Annotated in this window: 17 protein-coding genes; all 17 read left to right on the forward strand. The window is 44.4% G+C overall.

Annotation, left to right across the window (positions count from 1 at the left end; translation table 11 throughout):
* Positions 1-36: 36 nt before the first annotated feature.
* The 17 genes from P9H32_RS01645 (at position 37) to P9H32_RS01725 (ending at position 18,106) form a co-directional block, all read left to right on the forward strand.
* The gene (locus P9H32_RS01645; protein ID WP_322607118.1) at positions 37-384 is read left to right on the forward strand and encodes a four helix bundle protein; all 348 of its coding nucleotides are present in this window, start codon (positions 37-39) and stop codon (positions 382-384) included.
* 3 nt (positions 385-387) lie between these two features.
* Positions 388-1,398 carry a GDP-L-fucose synthase family protein gene (locus P9H32_RS01650; RefSeq protein WP_322607119.1) on the forward strand — a complete coding sequence of 337 codons (1,011 nt, stop codon included), beginning with the start codon at positions 388-390 and terminating at the stop codon, positions 1,396-1,398.
* 209 nt (positions 1,399-1,607) lie between these two features.
* A complete protein-coding gene (locus tag P9H32_RS01655) occupies positions 1,608-2,432 on the forward strand; it encodes a sulfotransferase family protein (RefSeq protein ID WP_322607120.1) in 825 nt (274 codons plus the stop codon).
* Positions 2,433-2,769: 337 nt separating this feature from the next.
* Positions 2,770-3,522 carry a hypothetical protein gene (locus P9H32_RS01660; protein WP_322607121.1) on the forward strand — a complete coding sequence of 251 codons (753 nt, stop codon included), beginning with the start codon at positions 2,770-2,772 and terminating at the stop codon, positions 3,520-3,522.
* Positions 3,523-3,588: 66 nt separating this feature from the next.
* The gene (locus P9H32_RS01665) at positions 3,589-4,866 is read left to right on the forward strand and encodes a DNA ligase LigA-related protein (RefSeq protein ID WP_322607122.1); all 1,278 of its coding nucleotides are present in this window, start codon (positions 3,589-3,591) and stop codon (positions 4,864-4,866) included.
* Positions 4,863-5,444 (forward strand): hypothetical protein, encoded by a 582-nt coding sequence (locus tag P9H32_RS01670; protein WP_322607123.1) that lies wholly within the window; start codon positions 4,863-4,865, stop codon positions 5,442-5,444. The genes P9H32_RS01665 and P9H32_RS01670 overlap by 4 nt, the downstream gene beginning before the upstream one ends.
* A gap of 162 nt (positions 5,445-5,606) precedes the next feature.
* Entirely contained in the window at positions 5,607-7,001 is a 1,395-nt protein-coding gene (locus tag P9H32_RS01675; RefSeq protein ID WP_322607124.1) for a Coenzyme F420 hydrogenase/dehydrogenase, beta subunit C-terminal domain, read from the forward strand.
* 55 nt (positions 7,002-7,056) lie between these two features.
* Positions 7,057-8,298 carry a polysaccharide pyruvyl transferase family protein gene (locus P9H32_RS01680; protein WP_322607125.1) on the forward strand — a complete coding sequence of 414 codons (1,242 nt, stop codon included), beginning with the start codon at positions 7,057-7,059 and terminating at the stop codon, positions 8,296-8,298.
* On the forward strand, positions 8,295-9,818 hold the full coding sequence (locus tag P9H32_RS01685; protein WP_322607126.1) for a lipopolysaccharide biosynthesis protein: 1,524 nt from the start codon (positions 8,295-8,297) through the stop codon (positions 9,816-9,818). The genes P9H32_RS01680 and P9H32_RS01685 overlap by 4 nt, the downstream gene beginning before the upstream one ends.
* Before the next feature lie 13 nt (positions 9,819-9,831).
* Positions 9,832-10,764, forward strand: coding sequence for a glycosyltransferase family 2 protein (locus P9H32_RS01690; RefSeq protein WP_322607127.1), 933 nt, complete (start codon positions 9,832-9,834; stop codon positions 10,762-10,764).
* A gap of 48 nt (positions 10,765-10,812) precedes the next feature.
* On the forward strand, positions 10,813-12,324 hold the full coding sequence (locus tag P9H32_RS01695; protein WP_322607128.1) for a hypothetical protein: 1,512 nt from the start codon (positions 10,813-10,815) through the stop codon (positions 12,322-12,324).
* Positions 12,325-13,494, forward strand: a complete 1,170-nt coding sequence (locus P9H32_RS01700; protein WP_322607129.1) for a glycosyltransferase family 4 protein — start codon at positions 12,325-12,327, stop codon at positions 13,492-13,494.
* Positions 13,445-14,425 (forward strand): glycosyltransferase family 2 protein, encoded by a 981-nt coding sequence (locus tag P9H32_RS01705; RefSeq protein ID WP_322607130.1) that lies wholly within the window; start codon positions 13,445-13,447, stop codon positions 14,423-14,425. Before P9H32_RS01700 ends, P9H32_RS01705 begins: the two co-directional genes overlap by 50 nt.
* Positions 14,426-14,454: 29 nt before the next feature.
* A complete protein-coding gene (locus P9H32_RS01710; protein ID WP_322607131.1) occupies positions 14,455-15,276 on the forward strand; it encodes a glycosyltransferase family 2 protein in 822 nt (273 codons plus the stop codon).
* Positions 15,273-16,406 carry a glycosyltransferase family 4 protein gene (locus P9H32_RS01715; protein ID WP_322607132.1) on the forward strand — a complete coding sequence of 378 codons (1,134 nt, stop codon included), beginning with the start codon at positions 15,273-15,275 and terminating at the stop codon, positions 16,404-16,406. The genes P9H32_RS01710 and P9H32_RS01715 overlap by 4 nt, the downstream gene beginning before the upstream one ends.
* Positions 16,403-17,167 (forward strand): DUF5672 family protein, encoded by a 765-nt coding sequence (locus P9H32_RS01720; protein ID WP_322607133.1) that lies wholly within the window; start codon positions 16,403-16,405, stop codon positions 17,165-17,167. Before P9H32_RS01715 ends, P9H32_RS01720 begins: the two co-directional genes overlap by 4 nt.
* Before the next feature lie 42 nt (positions 17,168-17,209).
* Positions 17,210-18,106: a glycosyltransferase gene (locus P9H32_RS01725; RefSeq protein WP_322607134.1), complete on the forward strand. Its 897-nt coding sequence runs from the start codon at positions 17,210-17,212 to the stop codon at positions 18,104-18,106.
* Positions 18,107-18,132 lie beyond the last annotated feature (26 nt).

Consider the following 18,132-nt stretch of genomic DNA (forward strand, 5'->3'; position numbering starts at 1 on the left):
TGAAGTTAGGAGTGTGTAGTTTGAGGGAGGATCTGCGTGACAGATTATCAGGATTTAGTTGTTTGGCAGAGGTCTGTCGCTTTTGTGACGGGAGTTTATGAGCTTACAGCGGCCTTTCCTGAAGATGAAAAATTTGGGCTTACGAATCAGATGCGCCGAGCTGCAGTCAGTATTCCGTCAAACATTGCAGAAGGTAGTGCTCGTCATCATTCGAAAGATTTCATTCACTTTCTGCGTATAGCAGATGGTTCTGCTGCAGAGCTTCAAACTCAACTCTTAATTTCTCGTAACCTGGGTTTTATAGACAACACGAAAATTAACCTGAATGAACTTCATGAAATCAGAAAAATGTTGTCTGGGCTTATTAAATCGTTGAGAAATTGAATTATGAATCTTCAAACTACTGACTCCAAACTTCAAACTTCTGGGATTGCAAAAGGTTCCAGAATCTACGTTGCCGGTCATCGCGGACTGGTAGGATCGGGAATCTGGCGTGCACTGGAACGCCATGGCTATTCCAACCTGATCGGCAAAACGCATGATGAACTGGATCTGATCAGTCAGCAGGCCGTGAATGATTTCTTCGCGGCTGAAAAACCGGAATATGTCGTGCTGGTCGCCGCCAAAGTCGGCGGCATTGTGGCCAACAGTACTTATCGCGGGCAGTTCATCTATGAAAACATGATGATCGAGATGAACGTGATTCATGCGGCAAAAGAGCACGGAGTGAAAAAACTGCTGTTCCTCGGCTCCAGTTGCATCTATCCCAAAATGGCGCCGCAGCCCATGCTGGAAGAACATCTGCTGACCGGGCCGCTGGAGCCGACCAACGAGCCCTATGCCATTGCCAAGATTGCAGGCATTCGTTTGTGCGATGCCTATAACCGTCAGTACGGCACCGATTTTATTTCAGCCATGCCCACGAATATGTACGGACCCGGCGATAATTATCATCCACAGAATTCCCACGTACTGCCGGCCTTTATCCGCCGTTTTCACGAAGCGAAAGAGCAGGGAGTGGAAAAGGTCGAATGCTGGGGAAGCGGTTCTCCGTTGCGCGAATTTTTATACAGCGATGATCTCGCCGAAGCCTGCGTGTTTCTGCTGGAAAACACGAGCTATGCCGACGTGGCCTTTGAAGACGAAACCGGCACCGTACAGTCGCACGTGAATGTCGGTTCCGGAAAAGAAGTAACCATCAAAGAACTCGCTGAAACGGTTGCCGCAGTCGTGGGCTATGAAGGCATCATCGAATGGGATGCCTCCAAACCGGACGGAACGCCGCGCAAACTGATGGATTCGTCCAAACTTCGGAAACTGGGCTGGGAACCGAAAATTGAATTGCGCGAAGGTATTGTCCGTGCTTATGCGGATTTTAAAGAACGTTGCTGTACCTGATTTTTTACGGTAAGAATTCTTCTTGCCGTGAAGTGCGGCGGCCCGGCACCGCACAATAGTGTGCTACCTCGAGCCGCAAACTGACTTCCAAGGTCTGGAAGAGGGTAAAAGTTTATGAAATAGGAACCCAATGGGATATTTTTTGCGACCGGCGATGTCGGGCCGCGGCAGCTGAAAGCAGGAATTTTCCCGGAAAACGTATATTGAAGATGCCGAAGCTTATATTTGTTGTGGGCTCTCCGCGATCGGGGACCAGTTATGTTGCTCGCGCGCTGGCGCTGGCAGACAACGCGGCCTGTTTGGAAGATACCGGTCTTTTCAGTCACTTGGGTGCCCGTTCAGATATTCATCTCTTTCAGCGTCTCATGTATCCGACGGGCGTTTTTCCCTACTCGTGGATCTACTGTAAAGGAAGAGGCTTTGCGGACCGGCTGTTCCGGAACAACCGGCTGGAACATGCTCTGAAAAATATGCTGCAGGCGTGCGGTAATGTGGTGGAGACTGCTGCGGCGGAACACAACGGCGAACCCGAGCTTGATCCGGTTGCGGAGAGCAGTCTGCAGAAACTCAGCGAAACCCTTTCGGATGCCGAGCAGATATTTGGTTTCGGGAAATTGGCGGAATCCTTTTTCGAGGAATTTGCAAAGAGAAAAAACTGCTCCATGGTTATTGAGAAAACGGCGGAACATCTGCGTGTTCTTCCGGTGATTCATGCCCTGTTTCCTGAAGCCCGTGTCGTACTTGTTCGTCGTGATAAAAGGCAGTGCATTGCGTCTTACTTTAAAACTTACGGGGCAGGAACCGGCGTGTACCGTTTTATTCCACAGCGCGTTAAAGAAGCGGTGCTCTGGAATCGGCTGGTCCGTGATGAGGGACGCGAGCGCTGGGCCGTTGAACAACCCTGGGTAACCGCTGTTGAATTCAACGCGGTTATGGATCATCCGGTTGAACAGCTTACCCGGCTGTCAGCCGGTGTGGGGCTGACGCTTCCGAGAGAAAAGCTGACTCACTTCCTTGGGAAAACAGCTGCATAGGCAGCATCCCTTGGCGGGATAAAGATGCCTCGACGGAATGCCGGGTGTACATGAGGAGCAGAGAGGCAGACAGAATGGGGCCTGTGCTCATGTTCCGCGTATCCGGAGCCGAAGCTCAGTTTTTCGGGACTGGAAAAGCAGCGTTTTCAGAAAAAGCTTTGGGTTGTGAGGGGTGAGCTAATCCTGATGGGTTAAAATTGAGAGAGCGTATAGGCATAAAAGGAATAGTAAAAAATACTAACAAATACTTATTTAAAATAATGTTTAAATAATTCTTCTTATTTGGTTATGCTGAGGCACATGCAAAAACATGTGTGAGCTGAATAAGGAGAAGGAAATGAAAAGATGGAGTTGGTTGGTATTTGGTTTATTAAGTGTTTCAGTACGTGCTGGAACAATCGTGTTGCACAACGGGGGGAGCGAGGTGCACACAACCGGTGATCAAATTGACGAGGCCGATCACCATGGTCTGTCAACAAATGTTGTAGAGATCGCGGGACTGAATCTATTCATACAATCGGGGGCGACGAATCAGAATGTAAACGCGTTAGCCTCCAGTATGGGTATAGACAGCGATGGGGGGGCTGACGACACCGACCGCTTTGAATTCGGGGAGCATATGATTTTCTCTTTTGATCAGAAGGTGGAAATCACAAAGCTTGATATGGTCGGGTTTGAATCGAATTCAACGTTCATCGTTGATGTGGATGGTCAGGCACCCTTTAGCATTACATATGAGGATCTGGAGAATAAAACATCCCAGTTTTTCACGACGAATATTGTTGTTGAAGCCCACACGGACATTCTCGTCTCTGTCGGTAACACCAATAGCGTAATCGGACTGCAGAGCATTGATTTGGATGTGCTCGAGGGAAGCGGTAATCTTTTCCTTCGTCTGGAAACTTCCAATGACTGGATAAATATTGCCGCGGAATTCGATGGGCCGGTCACAACCAATTATGTGCTGCAGTCGAGCACAAACCTGGCTTCCAATGTCTGGAATGGGGTGAGCACTTCGTTCCGTTCCGATACAAACTGGAGTTTTAACACAACCCGATCCACCGAATATTTCCGAGTTATTGAACAATAGAATCGTGGATAAGAACGCCCGCCTGTATCCGGGAAACGAGTGTTGAGCAAGTAACGGATTTTCAATATGGCCCCGCTGCTGCAGTCTCTCAAAAAAATGATATGCCTTGGCCTTCTGCTGATTATTCCGCCATCCGTTGAGGCGGTGCCGGAAGAAATCAGAGTTCAGGCGGGGCATCTCAAAGCGATTCTGGCCCAGGCGGACGAAGCCTATTATAACCGGGATGAGTCGATCATGGGGGATGAGGCCTATGACGTATTGCGCGGTCGGTATGAGCAGCTGGTTGCCGACTTTCCGGAACTGGCCGATACGCCCGGTGTCGGGGCGACGGGTGAGCAGAGCAAGATCCGGCACCGAAAGCCCGTGCTCAGTCTCAAAAAGGCCTACTCCGATGATCAGGTGGCCCGGTTCATCAAAGCCGCTGGAACGGAAGCGCTTTTTTGTATTGAGCCGAAAATCGATGGTATGAGCTTAGTGCTTCATTATCAAAACGGGATTCTGGTTCGGGCATTGACACGGGGCGACGGTGAAAAAGGGTCGGATGTAACGCGGGCGGTGATGGCTGCCGGTTGTGTCCCGACCGGTCTGAAAGGAACGGTGTCGGATTTATCACTGCGAGGAGAGCTGTTTTTTACGCATGCTGCTTTTGAAAAACTGAATAGTCGGAGAGTAAAGGAAGGGCAGGCCGCGCTGAAGAGTGCCCGTAACTCAGCCTCCGGAACCATGCGGCTTTCCGACTATGCCGAAATTGCGCGGCGGGGGCTCAGTTTTAGCATTTTTGAATGGATCGCAAGTGATGAGCTCACGCCCGCGACTCACCAGGAGGCGCTGGAGCTGTTGTGGGAACTTGGTTTTTCAACCGTCGAATCGACTACAGTTTCTGCTGATCGGGTATTCGAAGAAATCACAACACTGAACGGTCGCCGTTCAATTTTACCCTATGAAACCGATGGCATCGTCATTCGAATAAACAATCGGGCTCGTTTTCAGGAAATGGGGGAAACCGCCCGCTATCCCCGAGGTGCATTAGCCCGGAAATACAAAAGCAAGCCGATGATTACCCAGCTGCTGCGCGTTGAATGGTCACAGGGTGAAACCGGAAAATGGACACCGGTTGCGCACTTTGAACCCATTGAGATGGAGGGCGCAACCATCCGGTCCGCCACACTGCACAACGAAGATTATCTGCACGCATTGGATGTGCGGATCGGCGACTGGATCCAGGTCATCCGCGCCGGCGGAACGGTCCCTGAAATTATCGGAATCTGTACCGATCGCCGCACAGGAAAAGAAACGCCGGTACCGGCAAAGCCAACAGTTAAAAAAAGCGGAAGAATAGAATGAAGAGCTCAGGAATAGTATATCTCAGTCTGATGATGGCACTTCCAATGATGGGAAAATCGGATGTCGTTTTCGACCTTTTGGGGAACAGTGCAATCTATTCTGTTCTGGATGGACAAAGTACCGCTTCGGTTACAAATGGCAGCTTGATCGCCACACTCTCTTCCTCAGAGGGGACGCTTAACCGTACGGCATCCGGGTTCGGAATGAATGGCCCGGGTAGTGACGACACAGACGCGCTCAATTTAGATCAATACATCGATATCACCTTCGACCAAACCGTACGCTTTAAAAATGTGAATGTATCGTCCTGGGGATCCGGTAGTTCCGCCGAAATCCGTTTAGGCAGCAACGATGTTTACACTGCGATGGGAACGATAAGCACCACGGGCAATGCCCCCTTCGATTTCCGAATTTCCGGAGGACAAACCGTACGCATTTATGCCACGGGAGAAACAACACCGACCAACGGATTTTCTTTTGATGGTTTTAGCGTCGAAGCCATCCCCGAACCCGCCGTTATAAGTTTTATCGCACTCATCAGTCTAGGTAGTCTCGCCATCCGAAGAATGTTTAACTGAGCCCGTATTCTTCTGGAAGCTACGCAGAAGCCATCACCGGAAACCGATTGCTTTACAAGCGGCCAGCGTGCATAACGAAAAAATAGGACTGACACCTAGACCCTAGACTGACACCTAGAGGTACCTAAATTTTTAACAACGAATACATTTCGAAAACTTATTATGCATGAATTACAAAAAGTTATAGATGGCGGCTATTGTATCGGGTGTGGTGCCTGTTCATATGCCGGTAAGAATAGTATTGAACTCGTAGAAGATGAATATCGAAGATATCAAGGTCGAATAAAGCCGGAATCACAGGATCAGGATTTGGATGCGGCATTGGCTGTTTGTCCATTTTCGAATCATGCTCTTAATGAAAGTGAAATTAGCAGGCGGGTATTCAGTCATGATGATGGATCTACTGACGAGGTTATAGGTTACAACCGTTCGCTATATGCAGGATTTGTGAGTGAAGGAGACTACAGGGAGAGGTGTAATTCCGGAGGCATGATTACATGGATGCTGATCCAGTTGCTTGAGAAGGGGATAGTAGATGCAGTAATTCATGTAAAAAAGTCGAGTCGGCATGGAACTTTATTTGAGTATGGAATTTCCAAAAACTGTGACGATGTTTTGAATTCCGCAAAATCAAGATATTATCCTGTCGAGATTTCGAGGGTTATGGAAACTGTTAGAAGTATTGATGGTAGATATGTTTTTGTTGGTCTTCCATGTTTCATTAAGTCTGTAAGGAATCTTGCAAAAATTGATTCGTTGATTAATGACAGAATCATACTGTACATAGGATTAGTTTGTGGGCATTTAAAATCGAAGACGTTTGCCAATCTGTTTGCGTGGCAGGCCGGTGTTCCTGAGGGTCAATTATCTGATATAGATTTTCGCGTAAAAATGGAAGGACGAACGGCAAATGCTTATGGTGTGAAGATTACTGATGAAAATGGTGAAGAAACTCTTCTGCAATCGAAAGACTGTTATGGCGTGAGTTGGGGGCATAATTTTTTCAAATACGAGGCATGTGACTATTGTGATGATGTGTTTGCAGAGACGGCTGATGTTGTCGTGGGAGATGCTTGGTTGCCGGGATATGTTTATGACTCTAAGGGGAACAGTATTGTGGTTATTCGAAATGAAATATTTGATAATTTAATTAACTCTGGAATGCATTCAGGACAGTTAGCCCTTGATGTGTTGACGGCGAAAGAGGTGAGGGAGTCTCAGGCAGGTGGGATTCGTCATCGTAGGGGGGGGTTGAGTTATAGACTATACCTCAAGAAGAAGAGGGGTAGTTGGGTGCCTGATAAGCGGGTTGATCCTGAGAACACAAAGTTGTCTTTTGGTCGAAAAATGATATTTCGGTACCGAATGCACTTACGTGTACTTGGATATAAGGCTTGGGATAAGGCGATAGAATCCGATGATTTCAAAGTGTTTGTTCGTAAAACAAAATTACATTTAAAGATTTATGACCGAATGGTCAGGTTAAATAAAAAGTATGAGAGTATTCTATTTAGTAAAAATCTTGCCTCTGATAAGGATGGTGTTTTGAAAGAGTGAGTTTTGTTTGATATTTTGTTAAGCGTATTGGAGCTTTATTTCTAGAGGGTATTATATGTCTCACATTGTTATCATTAATCAGCCCATAAATAATCGCGGGGATCAGGCTGCCCACAAGTCATTCGTGGAACTTTTGCGCCAGAGGGGACACCGAATCACCGTTCTATTTTTTGGTCATGCGAAGTATTATGCACATTTCTATCAGGGTGTTGAAGGAGTAGAATATCTATGCATACCCTCTCGGTTTGGGCAGTTGCGAATTCAAAAAAAGATAGAGAAAAAAACAGCGCTAAACGCAGTGTTTAACTTGGTGTCTCCGATGATGCGTCAGGGGGCTCGAATTTTGCATGATGCGGATTTCGTTGTTTGTGCGCCGGGTGGAGTTTGCATGGGAGCATATCAGAGCTGGAGGCATGTGAACTTGATGCTACTCGCACTAAGAGTTAACCCTTTTGTCTCGATTTGGGGACGATCTATCGGCCCATTTCCCGCGCAAACAAAGTGCCAGAAGAGGTTTGCTAAGATATCGTTGTCTATTCTTCGACGAGTAGATTTTATTTCACTCCGAGATAAAAAAAGTCAAGGTATCTCAACGGAACTTGATGTATCGTTCACCCCAACCATTGATACTGCGTTTGCTACCGTGCCTGAGGTGGGGCTTCCTGTGGAGCTGAAATATCTAAAAGATAAGCAATATTGGGTTTTTGTTCCGAATAAACTATATGCGTGGCATCCAGATTTTAAGGACATTGAACCTGAGCGAATGGATCAATTATATATATCTATTATGGACTATATTGATCGACTGGGTATGAAGATAGTGATGCTTCCTCAGCTATTTCATTGTGGAGATAAGGGCGATGTTCACTACTTTTATCAACTTGCTGAGCGTGTGTCTTTGAAAAATGAAATAGAGGTTATTGATGAGGTGTATGATAGTGATGTTCAGCAAGCAATCATTCGTAACGCAGATGGACTTGTTGGGGCTAGATATCATTCCATCGTATTTGCAATTAACAATCTTACTCCGTTTGTATGTTTGTCATATGAACACAAAATGCATGAAACACTGGGGCTTTTAAATTTAAAAGGGTCTTCTGTAGAACTTCGCGAAGCGCTCAATAGTGAAGAGAGTATGAGGAGTATTTTTGATTTAATGAACTCGATCCATGCCGACCAAGGAGGCTGTAAGGCACAGTTGTCTAAGAAAAGAGATGAGGCGCAGCAAATTGTAAAAAACGCATATGAACAATTTGAGATGTATATTCAATCTGAGGTGAGCGGAGATAAACATTGACTCTGAGTCGTCTTTTTTCCAACAGCTTTTTTTCGATATTGGCAAAGTTGTTCAATGCGCTCGTACAGGTCATCTGTCTTCCTGTGCTTCTTAGAGTTTTCGGGAAAGAAGATTACGGGCTAATCGTAATCGCAACAACCTTGAATACCTTTATAGCGATCATTCAGTTCGGTCTTCCAACTGGCATACCTAAATTTGTGGCTGAATGGTTGGCTAAAAAGGAATATAATGAATTGGAATCATCGGTACGAACGATTGTTAGTTTCTATATACTCTTGGGCGTGATCAATGGACTTATCCTGATTACTGTCGCCATCTTTGGAATTAGTCTCTTCAATGTATCCTCTAATCAGGTTCAGATATTACGGTTGCTGTTAATGATTACAGCCATTACGTCTTTGTTGTCCATGCCTGCAACTGTCTTAGATCAATTGTTAACAGGAGCGCATGAACTTGCGTTTGTTTCGAAGATGCAGATGGTTAAAAATTTATCGCAGGGAATTCTTGTTGCGCTCGTTTATTTCAGGTCTGAATGGTTTACAGTTCCAATGTTTTATGGGATTCAATGCGGACTGTTTTTTCTTATGTTGCCCGGAAAGGTTTGGTGTTGGAGTAAACATGCGGATCTTAAAGTATTACTGCCAGGCTTGAATGTCAGGTCAGTGTTGCCATTATTGAAATATTGCATTTCGGTGTTTGCCTTCTTTATGTTTATGATGATTGCAAAGAAACTTACACCGGTTGTTTTAGCAGTTCGTGTTAATGAAAATGTTGGCCTAGTATTAAGTGAGTTTCAAATCATTAACTATATACACATGTTTTTAATGATGATTGCAGGATCATTTACTGCAGCGTTGGTGCCCTTCATTTCCGGGGCAACGGCTTCAGGTGATTCTAAGATGTATCAAAACACAATGGTGCAGGGGACTAAATATATATGGGCTTTTGGAGCTTTGTGTGGTTTCGGGATTATAATGCTTTCCAGAGAGGTTATTGCTGTATACGTAGGTGTAGAGTATATGCATCTCTCGCTCTGGCTTACCGTGCATATTTTTGCTTCCCTATATAATCTGTATAATCCGGCTATGTCTTCTGTCGTTTTGTCATCAGGAATACTGATGCCGTTGGTGATTGTCACAGCACTAGGAGCCATCGTTTCTATACTATGCTGCTGGTGGTTAGCTCCTGTTTATGGTGTCGGCAGTGTCTCGATTGCTTTACTGGCGAATAATGTCATTTCCTTTTTAATCATGAATTTCTGGTACTATCCAAAGTATTTTCATTTAAAACCGTTTGCTCAGTTTTTTCAGGTTTTTCTCCCTCCACTCTTTGCGGGAGTGGTGATGGTTTGGCTTGGTCAATACATAATGCAAGTTATTGGAATTACAGGTGATTGGATGCGTATAGGGTTTGGCGCTGCAATCGGAGCAATAGTATACACGAGTTTAATATTAATTCTCTATATCCATCCTGCTGAGGTGAAGAATTTGATATTCAGACTAAAACCTTCAAGCGCCTAACTCTTCTGGGATCATGCATAATAAATTGATATACGTTGTTGTCGTTACGTACAATGGAGAGAAGTGGATTCGGGAAGCGTTGAACACTCTGAGTGAGAGCGCGCTACAGGTATCATCGATCATCATTGATAATGCTTCATCGGATTCGACAGTCGAGATCATATCGAGTGAGTTTCCTGAAATGAATCTTATTACACTAGATGAGAATCTTGGCTTCGGCAAGGCCAATAATGTGGGTATTCGCTATGCTTTAGATGCAGGTGCAGACTACGTTTTTCTTATGAATCAGGATGTATATATTAAGCCTGATACGATGGATGTGTTATTGAATACTTCTATGAAAAATTCTGATTATTCCATTATCAGTCCTATTCATCTTGATGGAAGAGGAGCGTCTCTGGATCATAATTTTTCTGTCCATATTACACCTCCGAAAGCTTCCGTTGACCTGATTTCCTTTCTCTATCTTAAGTCAAATGAAGAGCAGGTATATCAAGTTTCCTATGTTAATGCAGCGGCATGGTTTATGCCGAAAGAAACATTGCTTAGAATAGGGGGGTTTGATCCGCTTTTTTCCCATTATGGCGAGGATGAGCATTATGCTGCGCGTCTGAATTTTCATGACGAGAAGATGGGGGTAACTCCTCTGACGAGCATTCGGCATGATCGTATTCAGTTCGGTAATGTCACCAGATATAAGAAAGGATTATATTATCGGCAGTTACTCATGGGGATAATGGATGTTACGAAAGCGCCGAAAGAATTGTTTGCTTGGTTCTGCAAGCAAACTGCAAAAAATATTTTCCTTGTAACAGTCTATTTCTTAACGATGCGCTTTGCCAAGGCAGTGGAATTTCATTGCTCATATCTTAAAATTATAGGTAAATGGCCCGCTATTTCCAAAAGCAGGGCAATTAATAAGCGGGAGGGCCCTTCCTGGCTTTAAGAAAGCTCCAACGATGAGTTTGGGCATGGCGATTAAGAACTTATTATTATGATTATACAGGAAGCAAAATCTATCATGCTGGCACTTGCCATCATGGGCTTGGGATTGGCCGCATCGTTTTTCGTAAATCCCATAATGGTCTGGGGGGTTGTATTTGTATTGGCGGTTGGAATAAATGTTTTAGGTTCTCCGCAAACCCTTCTCAAAACCTACATCATCTGGTCGGCTGTATCTCCCCTGATATTGTTAATCATATCCGGGCCGTTTGCGTTTATCGATGAAGCTCTCGTACTCGGGTGTGTTATTGTACTGGTTGGAAATTTTACGATAAGAAGACAGTTCCCGTTTAAAAATAAAGCCATGCTGACCACGCTGGGATTGCTTTATTTTACCACGTTTGTATCCCTTGTTTTTAACCGGTCTCCGTTATTCCCGTTTGCCAATGCGATTCTGACCTATTTTTCATTTCCTGTTGTTTTTATATTTGCGTACTGGTTTAGATCTGAAAAGTTGATAAAATGGTTTCTGTTCATGGCTGGATTCTTCCTTTTTGTTCAGATTGCACTCAACGCAGGGTGGAAATTAGGTGTTAATCTGCTGCCAAATAAGCATGCATTTGTAGGCAACTTCCAGGATATGGACCACGGCAGTCTGGACAGCGCCCAATGGGTAGGTTATGCCATGATCTGGATTTTGATCCTGTTTTTGGCAATGGCAAGGCACCTCCAGAAAAAATGGAGATATTTAGCCTATTTTGGTGCTCTAATTTCGATCATTCAGTTCCGGTATACTTTTACAAACCATGCCTATCTGTATCTCATTTTATGTGTGGGTTGCTTTATCGTTGTTATTTCGCGGAACTTTGGATCAATTTTTCGCCATGCATCAGTGGTCGGTTTGGTCTTGATTGCTTTCTATACCCTCAGTGAATCATTTGATACGGCTAGTCAGGAGAACTATGGTGCTAGAACTAATTTTTCGAAAGAGAACTTGATTTTCCGTTTTAATAAGTTTGTTCATGCTCCAAAAATGCAGCTGATCCATAAGGTGTCCGTGGAATGGGTGGAAACCAATCCATCGCGTTGGATCATCGGGATGGGGGCTGGTAATGGCACGTCATCCGTCGGTATGGCTCGAGTCAGCCCTGGAGCATATGAGCTGTTGGCAGACTATTATTTAACGCAGACGGGGGTTGATGAGCGTCATGGGCAAAGTATTATGGAATCGACATATTCAGGGTTGGTTTCGCTTTGGAGTGAGGTAGGTATTGTCGGATATCTGCTGTTTCAGATTCTATGTCTGATTCCTTTTCTTCGGGTATGGAAGCTGGTGCGACGGGGAAGTTATTGGAACCGCTATCAACGAATTTTGGCCGAGTCGTTCGTTCCGGCCATGTTGCTCTATTTTATCAGCTCCTTTTTAACGGATGCCTACTATCTTGATTTCTGGATCGTGACCATGTGGACATGGGCTGGTCTGGTTTATGATCCTTTACCGAGAGAGGATGATCCGGTTTCATCGGACGGCGAGAAAATTTCAGATGTTGCTTTAGCGGTCTAGATGAAAAAAATCCTTTACTTTGAAAATACAGGAAACGGCACCGGCTCGAGCAAAAGTTTGAAAGCTATACTCAGCTTGCTTGATCGTCAGGTTTATGAAGTCGTTCTGTGGTTCGGCGATAAAGGTAATAGGGAATTATGGTCTGGGGAAAATGTTCATGAATCCAGGGTTGGATGGATCGGGAACTACGATTTTTTTCCCGCCTCTTTTTCCTGTATCTGGCTGAAGCATTTCATTGGTTTTCTCATTAAGTCGGTACGAGACAGCATCTCAGTTCCTTTGAAACTTAAAGAGTTTAGTCCTGATATCATTCATATTAATTCCGGCTCGTGTCTCATTCTCGGGATTATAGGAAAATGGATGGGGATACCGGTAGTATGGCATATCCGGGAATTGATATGTCCTAACTGGCTTGGGCGAATTCAGGACTTTATCTATGCTCGAACCGCATCGGTCATTATTACAATCTCAGATGCTGTAATGGAAAGACTGCCGTATTCCTGCGAACATGGAAATGTCGTGCGTCTATATAATGCCATAGGCAGACTGGAAGTGCCGGATGAGGAGCGGGTTTCCTCATTCCGCAATCGGTGGAATATTCCGAAGGGTCATTTGATTGTTCTGCTTCTGGGTCATGTATCAAAGGTTAAGGGATATGAATTTATGGCAGATGTTGCAGATGCATTACGGCAGGAAAATATCTATTTTATTTTAGCAGGGCGCGATGATTCTCGTTCATCTGATCGAATATTCTCCATAAAAGAGCGTTGGCAGTTGCATGTAGAAGAGGGGCGTGCATGTTTTTGCGGGCAAGTGGATCCTGCATTAGCAATTAACGTGGCAGATTTGATTATTTGTCCTAATCTTGTGCCGGAACCTTTGGGTCGAACTGTAGTGGAAGCCTATCGGTTCGATACACCGGTGATGGCGATGAACATGCCTGCCTTTACTGAAACCATACGACATGGCGAGAGCGGGTGGTTACTTAATGAAGATCCTCAGGTTTGGGCGGATCAGCTTAGGACGGTATCCGCCAATCGAGACGTCCTGAAAGCATACCGGTCAGGCATCAGGGCAATGAATGAAATATTCGACGATGAGAAATATATGAAGACACTGGATGAAATTTATTCCGGTCTTGTTGGAGGAAGCGAAAGCGATGATTGTTGAATCTGTGAAAAAAAATCCCTTAGTCAGTATAATTGTCCCAGTGCATAACCGTCCGTCTGAACTTGAACGAGCCATTAAGAGTATACTGAACCAGACCTTTTCCGATTTTGAAATTATCGTTGTTGATGACTGTTCGACCGACTCTACACCCGGCGTAATTCAAACCTTGGAGGATTTGGACGATAGGGTGTCGGGTTATCGTAACGAAAAGAACGGAGGTGGAGCATATACGCGTAACGAGGGGGCTCGCAGGGCCAGAGGGGAGCTGCTGGCATTCCTTGATTCTGATGATGAATGGGTTCCTGAAAAACTGGAACGCCAGATTGCGTATATGAAAAACTGTGATGGTCATGCGGTGTTGGCATCATATTATTTGGTAGTCGAAACAAACGGGCGTGTTCATAAACGTGGTCCGGGGATTATACCAACAGGACACATTCGGGAAAGCCTGCTCAAAGGTGTGTGCAATGCCGTTACATCTGTTGTGCTGATCAAAAAGGAACATTTTGACCGTGTTGGAGGATTTAGCGGCGACCTCCAGAGCATGCAGGATTATGACTTATGGATAAAACTGTCAGAATTCTATACGTGTGAGTGTATTCCTGAGTATTTAACCATTATGCATACAGATGCCGATGTGAGGATTTCGATTAGCCCGCAATACCGGATTGCAGGAATCAATATGTTTCTGGATAAGTGGGCAGAAACGATTTCCCGTGAGATAGGTGAAAAATACGTTGACGATATACGAAATCATCATATGGACTCCGTATACTATCACGTGGCTATCAGTGGTCTACGGATAGGTGAGCGGGAGCCGTTCTGGACCTGGATTCGGCATGTCCGATCCCATGGGGTTAGGAATAAGCGGAATCTGTTGCTTGCTATTGGATTTTACATTTTATCTTTTTTGAAATCAACCAAGGTCTGATGCTTGTATAAATTCGTTCGGGTAAGAACATGATTAATATTGCTGTATTAATGACGTGCTATAATCGTCGGGAAACCACCCTTCGATGTTTGGAACGGCTGTATGAGCAGAAGCTTCCTGATAACGTTTCCTATAATGTGTATCTGGTAGATGATGGGTGTATGGATGGGACAGGTGATGCTGTAAGGGAATACTATCCGGATATCAATGTGATTCAGGGGGATGGAACTCTGTTCTGGTGCAATGGAATGAGATTGGCTTGGTCGCATGCTGCTGAAAAAGATTATGATTTTTATCTATGGTTAAACGATGACTCGATGTTGTTAGACGGTGCTTTAAATAAACTGCTTGATACCTATGCAATGTCTGAGGATACAGCACTTATTATAGGTTCGTGTAGGGATCCTGAAACGGGGCTTCATTCTTATGGAGGTCAGGGACGCATTGGATTGCATCCTGCAAAACTTAGAAAAATCGAACCGGGTGCAGAACCAGTTCTGTGCGATACGTTTCAGGGAAATATAGTTCTGATTTCCCAAAAAGCATTTAAAAGGATTGGGATAATGCGTTCCTTTAAGCATGCCATGGGTGATACGGATTATGGATATCTGGCAGGGAAAGCGGGTTGTTCTCTTTTGATAGCTCCCGGTTACATTGGTGAATGCAACTTTAACATAACAGAAAATATGTCGCAGGGTTCTGAACTTTCATTGATGCAGAGGTGGCATTTGCTTAAGAAACGTATGCCTCCGATTGATTGGTTCCGATTATTGTGGGCGCATTCGGGACTGTTATCTTTGGTCTACTGGCCACGGCCTTATCTCAGAGTACTCTTAGGGTTGAATCGATGAAGAGTGTTGTTGTATATACCCGGGTGACGGCAGATTACCGATTGTCCTTTTATAAAGAACTGAATGAAATTCTTAAAGGAAAGGGGGTCTCACTGAAGGTTTGTTCAGGGGAGAGTAGAGCGCATGAATCACTGAGGAGTTGTGTGGAGAAACTGCCGTTTGGTATGAAGCTTCATAATCAATACATAGGGAAACTTTGCTGGACCATTGGGCTGAAGTCACACGCTAAAAATGCTGATGTTTTTATTTCGGAGCAGGCCAGTTCGTTGATTCAAACATACTTCATTTTCGCTTTTAAAAAGTTCTTCGGGGTTCGCCATACAGCTTTCTGGGGGCATGGGGAGAATCTTAACACGGAAAATCCCCAATGGTTTAGAAGTGCTTGGAAGAGGTATTGGCTAACAAAAGTTGACTGGTGGTTCGCTTACACCATGGAAACCAAACGATTACTTGTTGAATCTGGATTCCCTTCACATTCAATAACCGATGTTCAGAACTCTATCGACACATCTGAATTAAAAGATGCGCTGAGCACGGAGTCTGCAGAGAGTATTGCAGTGCGGTTCGAGGAAATTTTCGGTGCTCCTCGATTAGAAGGTCAGAGGGTAGGGATTTTCTGTGCTCGATTGGTTCCTCTGAAATGGATACCTTTTCTGTTACGAAGTATCGAAATTATGCATGAAAAAATGCCGGACTTTAGAATGCTTATTATAGGAGATGGGGTAGATCGTGATCTGGTTAAATCGTTTTGTATAACGAATTCGTGGTGTAAATGGTTGGGTGCGGTGCATGGTGTAGAAAGAGTCAAATATTTTGCAATCGCAGATATTTTTATTAACCCAGGGATGACAGGTCTGGCTGTGGTTGACGCATTTTCTGCAGGTATTCCTTATGCAACGACAAATAATAATATACACAGTCCCGAGATTTCGTATCTTGAAAATGGGATAAATGGTATTATGACTGATCCTTCTGAAGAGGCATTTGCGGAAGCTGTTTTCTCTGTATTAAACACATCGAAACTGAAGAAAATGAAAAAACATGCTAAAGAAAGTGGTAAGAATTATACCGTGGAACACATGGCGAAGCGCTATGCAGAAGGTGTAGTTGCTCTGTTGGAGAAAAAATGAACGCGGTAGTTGTTATACCCCTTTATAAGGAAGAGCCCTCGGAGGATGAAATGCTGTCGCTTAGACAATGTTTTTCTGTGCTGGGAAACCATGATATTGTTTTTTTAGCCCCTGAGGGATTATCCTTAAATAAATATATGGATATTGGTTCTCCCGCTCGGGTCGAGTCGTTCGACTCAGGCTACTTCGACTCTATTGATGATTATAACCGTTTATTGAGGTCAGAATGTTTTTATGCCGCTTTTGTTAAATACCAATATATGCTTATCTATCAGTTGGATTGCTATGTATTTCGTGACGAATTGCTTGATTGGTGTAGCTATGGGCTTTCATATGTCGGGCCTCCTTGGTTGAATTATGACTTTCTTAAAGAAAGCAATAACCCTCTCAAGTATATCCCCGGAATTGGTTCATTTCTTGCATCTGTTGGAAATGGGGGGTTCTCATTAAGAAATGTACAACTTCATAGAGATCTGGCCCGTAAGTATGCGCTACTATCAAAAGTGATGAGGGTGAATGAAGATCTATTTTGGTGCAGTATAGTCTCGAGGTTGGAAAAGAAATATCGTTTGCCGAGTGTAGAAATGGCGCTCAATTTTGCCTTTGAATTAGAGCCGCGTTGGTCTTTTAAGCAATGCAATTCACGACTCCCATTTGGATGTCATGCGTGGAAGAAATATGATGCAGGTTTCTGGGCAGCACATATTCCTGTTAATGGTGTTCTACATGCAGACGAGCAGTGTCACTTTTGCGATGTGTGACACTAATAACTCTCCTTTATTCCGATTTCGAGCCATATATCAATGCACTTTTCGGTAATAACGCCCTGTTTAAACCAAATAGAGTATTTGAAGCGGTGTATAGCTTCTATTCATGATCAGGTTGTTCCTGGAACTGTTTCTGTTCACCATCACATTCAGGACGGTGGGTCTTCAGATGGTACGATCAAGTTTCTTGAAAGTGAGATTAATAAAAATGCGGTGATGGAAGGCTATCGGCTGTCTTTTTCATCAGGAAAAGACCGCGGGATGTATGATGCTTTAAACCAAGGTATTGATTTTCTGTGTGCGGAGATGGAGGATGAATCTGGCATTTTTGCATGGCTGAACTGCGATGAACAATATCTGCCAGATACTCTTGTCGAGGTAGCTCATGCTTTCGAACAAAATTCAAGTTCTGATTTCCTCTGTGGAAATACACTCAATTTAGATGATAAATATCAGTTACTCACATTCAAAAAAAATCCTCTTTTGCGAGAAAGGTATGTGCAGGCTGACTTTTTGTATGTTCAGAGTGCTGCCTCATTTTTTCGGGATAAGATTTTCAGGAATGGTTTGCGATTTGGAGACCGATGGAAGGTCGTCGAAGACTCGGATTTTTTTCTTACGCTTTTGAGACACGGGTTCAGGCCTTCACGTTTGAATAAGTATCTCGCGATTTTGGTGATGACGGGCAATACGCTGAGTGAGAGCGAAACGGGATTGGTCGAGTTAGATGCTTGGCGCGCCACGATGCCTCTCAGTAGTCGTTTGTTTCGGATTCCTTTGAACATCTGCCGTTATCTTGAAAAATGGATGCATGGAGGATACTGCGAAAAATTCCCACTTACATATTCTGTGTATACTCAAAAAACTCTAGATACGCGTGAAGAAATCACTGCTTATAACGGAACTTTCCGGTTTACGTGGGGAGTGAAATAGCGTGTCTTCTCGTCCGCAGTTAGTTG

It is taken from the genome of Pontiella agarivorans (genome assembly GCF_034531395.1).
Classification (GTDB): domain Bacteria; phylum Verrucomicrobiota; class Kiritimatiellia; order Kiritimatiellales; family Pontiellaceae; genus Pontiella; species Pontiella agarivorans.

Bases quoted from the DNA above. Each gene is read 5' to 3' on its own strand.
- P9H32_RS01720 (WP_322607133.1), top strand. From the start codon at position 16,403: ATGAACGCGGTAGTTGTTATACCCCTTTATAAGGAAGAGCCCTCGGAG.
- P9H32_RS01655 (WP_322607120.1), top strand. From the start codon at position 1,608: ATGCCGAAGCTTATATTTGTTGTGGGCTCTCCGCGATCGGGGACCAGT.
- P9H32_RS01665 (WP_322607122.1), top strand. From the start codon at position 3,589: ATGGCCCCGCTGCTGCAGTCTCTCAAAAAAATGATATGCCTTGGCCTT.
- P9H32_RS01675 (WP_322607124.1), top strand. From the start codon at position 5,607: ATGCATGAATTACAAAAAGTTATAGATGGCGGCTATTGTATCGGGTGT.
- P9H32_RS01670 (WP_322607123.1), top strand. From the start codon at position 4,863: ATGAAGAGCTCAGGAATAGTATATCTCAGTCTGATGATGGCACTTCCA.
- P9H32_RS01695 (WP_322607128.1), top strand. From the start codon at position 10,813: ATGATTATACAGGAAGCAAAATCTATCATGCTGGCACTTGCCATCATG.
- P9H32_RS01700 (WP_322607129.1), top strand. From the start codon at position 12,325: ATGAAAAAAATCCTTTACTTTGAAAATACAGGAAACGGCACCGGCTCG.
- P9H32_RS01710 (WP_322607131.1), top strand. From the start codon at position 14,455: ATGATTAATATTGCTGTATTAATGACGTGCTATAATCGTCGGGAAACC.
- P9H32_RS01660 (WP_322607121.1), top strand. From the start codon at position 2,770: ATGAAAAGATGGAGTTGGTTGGTATTTGGTTTATTAAGTGTTTCAGTA.
- P9H32_RS01725 (WP_322607134.1), top strand. From the start codon at position 17,210: ATGCACTTTTCGGTAATAACGCCCTGTTTAAACCAAATAGAGTATTTG.
- P9H32_RS01715 (WP_322607132.1), top strand. From the start codon at position 15,273: ATGAAGAGTGTTGTTGTATATACCCGGGTGACGGCAGATTACCGATTG.
- P9H32_RS01650 (WP_322607119.1), top strand. From the start codon at position 388: ATGAATCTTCAAACTACTGACTCCAAACTTCAAACTTCTGGGATTGCA.
- P9H32_RS01690 (WP_322607127.1), top strand. From the start codon at position 9,832: ATGCATAATAAATTGATATACGTTGTTGTCGTTACGTACAATGGAGAG.
- P9H32_RS01680 (WP_322607125.1), top strand. From the start codon at position 7,057: ATGTCTCACATTGTTATCATTAATCAGCCCATAAATAATCGCGGGGAT.
- P9H32_RS01705 (WP_322607130.1), top strand. From the start codon at position 13,445: ATGAAATTTATTCCGGTCTTGTTGGAGGAAGCGAAAGCGATGATTGTT.